The sequence below is a fragment of the Bacillota bacterium genome (assembly GCA_040754675.1).
In the GTDB taxonomy this organism is placed as follows: Bacteria; Bacillota; Limnochordia; order Limnochordales; family Geochordaceae; genus Geochorda.
Genome location: JBFMCJ010000405.1, coordinates 1 through 3754 on the forward strand (window position 1 = coordinate 1; position 3754 = coordinate 3754).

At 66.1% G+C, this 3754-nt stretch carries 6 protein-coding genes; all 6 read left to right on the forward strand.

Annotated features, from left to right (window positions below; translation table 11 throughout):
* Positions 1-525, forward strand: a 525-nt coding sequence (locus AB1609_17870; protein ID MEW6048314.1) for a methionine adenosyltransferase domain-containing protein, incomplete at its 5' end; no start/stop codon positions are given.
* A gap of 935 nt (positions 526-1460) precedes the next feature.
* Positions 1461-1865, forward strand: coding sequence for a hypothetical protein (locus AB1609_17875; protein MEW6048315.1), 405 nt, complete (start codon positions 1461-1463; stop codon positions 1863-1865).
* 83 nt (positions 1866-1948) lie between these two features.
* Entirely contained in the window at positions 1949-2143 is a 195-nt protein-coding gene (locus AB1609_17880; GenBank protein ID MEW6048316.1) for a DUF2283 domain-containing protein, read from the forward strand.
* A gap of 19 nt (positions 2144-2162) precedes the next feature.
* A complete protein-coding gene (locus AB1609_17885; protein MEW6048317.1) occupies positions 2163-2534 on the forward strand; it encodes a UvrD-helicase domain-containing protein in 372 nt (123 codons plus the stop codon).
* A 41-nt stretch (positions 2535-2575) separates the two neighbouring features.
* Complete coding sequence (locus AB1609_17890) at positions 2576-2983, forward strand: nucleotidyltransferase domain-containing protein (protein ID MEW6048318.1); 408 nt, start codon at positions 2576-2578, stop codon at positions 2981-2983.
* Entirely contained in the window at positions 2946-3473 is a 528-nt protein-coding gene (locus AB1609_17895; GenBank protein MEW6048319.1) for a hypothetical protein, read from the forward strand. The genes AB1609_17890 and AB1609_17895 overlap by 38 nt, the downstream gene beginning before the upstream one ends.
* The last annotated feature ends 281 nt before the right edge of the window (positions 3474-3754 follow it).

Sequence of the window (3754 nt, forward strand, 5' to 3'; positions counted from 1 at the left end):
GTCGACACGGTGGTGGTGGCGGCGCAGCACAGCCCCATCAACCCCACGGGGCGGTTCGTGATGGGCGGGCAGCAGGCCGACACGGGGCTGACGGGGCGTAAGGTGTTCGTGGATACATACGGCGGGATGGGCCGGCACGGGGGCGGGGCGCTGTTCGGCAAGGATCCGACCAAGGTGGACCGCTCAGGAGCCTACGCCGCCCGCTACGTCGCCAAGAACGTGGTGGCGGCGGCGCTGGCGAAGCGCTGCGAGGTGCAGGTGGCGTACGCCATCGGGGTGGCGAGGCCCGTGTCGGTGCGGGTGGAGACATTTGGGACGGGTGTCGTGCCCGACGACGTGCTGGCCGACCTCGTCGAACGCTTCTTCGACCTGCGCCCGGGGGCGATCATCCGGCGGCTCGACCTGCAGCGCCCCATCTACCGCCCCCTGGTGGCCCACGGCCACTTCGGCCGCACCGACCTGGGTCGGCCGTGTTGCCCCGGTAGACGTCCACAGCCACGGGGCGTCCTTCCCGGTCGGTGGTGATCCCGAAGACGATCGGGCGCTTGCCCCGCTTGACGTCCCGGTTGTGGCCGAAGGTCGCCAGCGGGCCATGAGCCCCCTCGTAGTAGGTCGAGGTGACATCGTCGAGCACCAGGCTGCGCTCGCTCAAATGCCGCCGGGCCAGATGCGCTTCGATGCGAGCCTGCCGGGCCAACAGCCAGTCCAGGGCGAAGGTGACGTCGTCCTGGGTGGCCCCCTCCAGCCCCAGGTCCTCGGCCAGCGTGGTGGTGGCCCACCCGCTGACGGTCGGCAGCTTGGGCTGCGGGTGGAGGAGGCGGCTCACAATCAGGGCCTCGACAATGTCCCGCTGGAAGGAGGGCAGGGGGTCCAGGACCTCGGGGAGGCCGAGCTTCCGCAGCATGGCCCGCACGGCCGCCACCTGGCCGTGGGGGCGCGTCTTGACCACCTCGACGGCCTGCTCCACGGGCACCAGGCGCTGGCCCCGCAGGGAAGCTCGCACTGCCTCGATGGCCTCCGGCGGCAGGTGGCTGAGGTTACCCAGGATCTGCTGCTGGACCTTACCGTTTTCCCGGTAGCGACGCCGGAGCAGGTAAGCGACGTAGACCCGGTCCTTGTAGCGGCGCTTGATCTCGGCCACGTAGAGGCCGCCCTCGTGTTTCGCCATGGCCAAAGCCTGTCACGACATAGTGGCCATTGGAAAGACAGGCTGCGCATGTTTACCGTATACGCCTCGGACCCTCTTGATGGTTTGAAGCCCCATCATTTCAGGAAGCGTGCGAGTTGAGGGGCTCGCAACTTCCGGTTAGAAGGGGCGTATCCGACTGGACGAACCGGTAGCCATGAACAAGTGCGGAGGCGTGACATGAAGGCGCATGCTGCCTTATCCTGGACGAGTCGACGCACTCGTTACCCGAACCTGCGGGTGCTGGAGGGCGGGCAGGCGGGCGAGAGAGGCGGTGCGCCGGCTCATCACGTTCGTGCAGGACCGGTCCGGGCACGACCGGCTGTGTTCCACCGTCGCCAATCGGGCCATCCTGCACTACGTCGTGGACCAGATCGCCGATTTCGGCATCCGGAAGGTCGACATCATCCTGGCCCCTGACACCGGCGAACAGTTGTGGGCGGGGCTGGAGGAGGCCAATGCGTGGGGGTTTTGGTGGTGGGGAGGTTCCAGGAGGGCAGATGGTGAACATGCGCTCGAGCAGATCCGCCGCCGACAGATGCCACTGGAGGAGGTTCGCCGGGTTCTGAGCCATCCTGAGCAAGCCTTCGAAGTAAGGCCGGGGCGGTGGGTGCTCCAGAGCCGGTGGCCGACCGTGCATCGCAGCCGCGAGGTCTCATCCGTGTGTTCGTGGACGTAGACAGGCAGCCGGCCGAAGTCGTGACGGTCTATCAAACCAGCCAGGTGGATAAGTACTGGAGGCGATCTTCATGAAGATTCTTCATGAAGATCACGTATGACGCCCGAACGGATACGCTGACCATCATTCTACGGGAGGCACCGGTGTCGGAAAGCGATGAAGACAAACCGGGCGTCATTCTTGACTATGATGCGGGAGGCAATCTGGTGGGCCTTGAGATCCTGGACGCCTCAAGGCGCGTGAGCGAGCCAAGATCCATTCAGTACCAGGCAACGTAGAGGTAGCTGGGCCGCCATCCTGCACGCTCCCGTGGGAACCGGCAAGACGCTGTGTCTTGCGGAGCGTGCGGCACGGGCGATCCGGGGCGGGACGGTCGCCTCCCGAATGCTGTGCGTGACGTTCACCAACCTCGCAGCCGCCCAGATGCAGTCGCAGGTGCTGGCGCGCTGCGGACAGGCCAGGGCCGGGATAGATGTGGGCGGTCGTCAGCGGCGAGCCTGCGGGAACGCCTGGAGGTTCAAATTCCAGGAAGCTGGGACATGCTCAGCACGACCGGCTGTATTGCATCGTGAGCGAGAGGGTGCGGCACGCGGCGGGCGACCAGCGGCGCTACTTCAAGGCGGTGTGCGAGCGGGGTGGAGTCCGGTGCCGGGGACCCAGGTACAATGAGGGCCAGGGGCCGCGGGATGCTGGGGGGATGGAGCACCGCGATGGCAGACCCTGAATTCGAGCCGTACGTTAGGGCATGGCAGGAACGGGCCCGGCGTGAGAAAGCGGCCAGGCAGCGGGCAGTGCAGGAAGCCCTTGCTGAGGCCTGCCGCATCGCCGACATGCTGGTCTCGGAGTTCGGGGCCGGTGAAGTGTGGCTTTTCGGTTCGCTGGCGCGAGCCGTGAAGGGGAGCGAAGCGTTCCATGAACACTCTGACATCGATTTGGCCGTGGATCGAATACCGGGAGTACGGTATTTCGCCGCGGTGAGCGAGGCACTGGGGGTTGCGTCGCGTTCGGTCCAAATCGTGGAGCTGGCGTCCTGCCGTCCAGCCCTTGCCAGCCTGATCCGGAAGGAGGGGATACGGCTCCGTGGGTCAACGGGAGCAGACGTTGCGGATCCTTGCTGAACTCCGCCAGCGCTTCGATGAGGTCATGCGAGTTGCCGATGGTGCCAAGCGAGTTTTCGCAACGGCCGCCCGTGAGGGGCGCCTCGATGACGACGTCTGGAAACGGGCCCTTGGAAGCTACTTGCACGACTTCTACACCGCTGTCGAAAGCGTATTGCGTGTGGTGACAGAGTTGACCGGCGAGGGATTACCCCGTGGGGAGGAATGGCACCGGCAGCTCCTTGACCAGATGGGACGCGAGATCGAGGGTGTTCGGCCGGCTCTGCTGTCATCGGACTCACGCGGGAAACTGGGGGAGTACCTGGGTTTTCGCCACGTGTTTCGGAGCGCCTACGGACATCAACTTGACTCGGAGCGCTTGGTGAGGCTGCTTCGAGGTTTGCCCGATGTGACCACCTCGTTGGAGCAAGACTTCCAACGCTTCGAGGCCTTCGTGCGGAGTCTGGCTGTCCCGCCGGAATCGGGAGGAGGGCGGTCTCCCGGTACGTGAGGGGTGGTGGGGGAAGCGGCCCGCTCGTAGGGCCGCGTTGGGCCGGGCGCTGGGGCAGCGGCGTGCCGTGCGGCGCCGGGCAGAGCCGCCATCCTTTGGGACGCTTCCGGGGACGGGGACGTCTTTGCGCGGCCGGGGGGCGAAAGAGGGCGGGTGTTGTAGCCGGTGATAAACTGACCCACATCAGCCGGCCAAGAATTGATCCACCCCCCACCGAACCCTGGTCTCCGACATCCCGCCACGGAGTCGGAGGTGCAGGGAACTTGCTGGGGGGTGGAGAG

Excerpts from the sequence above, each read along its gene's own strand:
- AB1609_17880 (MEW6048316.1), top strand. The coding sequence starts at position 1,949 with ATGAAGATCACGTATGACGCCCGAACGGATACGCTGACCATCATTCTA.
- AB1609_17890 (MEW6048318.1), top strand. The coding sequence starts at position 2,576 with ATGGCAGACCCTGAATTCGAGCCGTACGTTAGGGCATGGCAGGAACGG.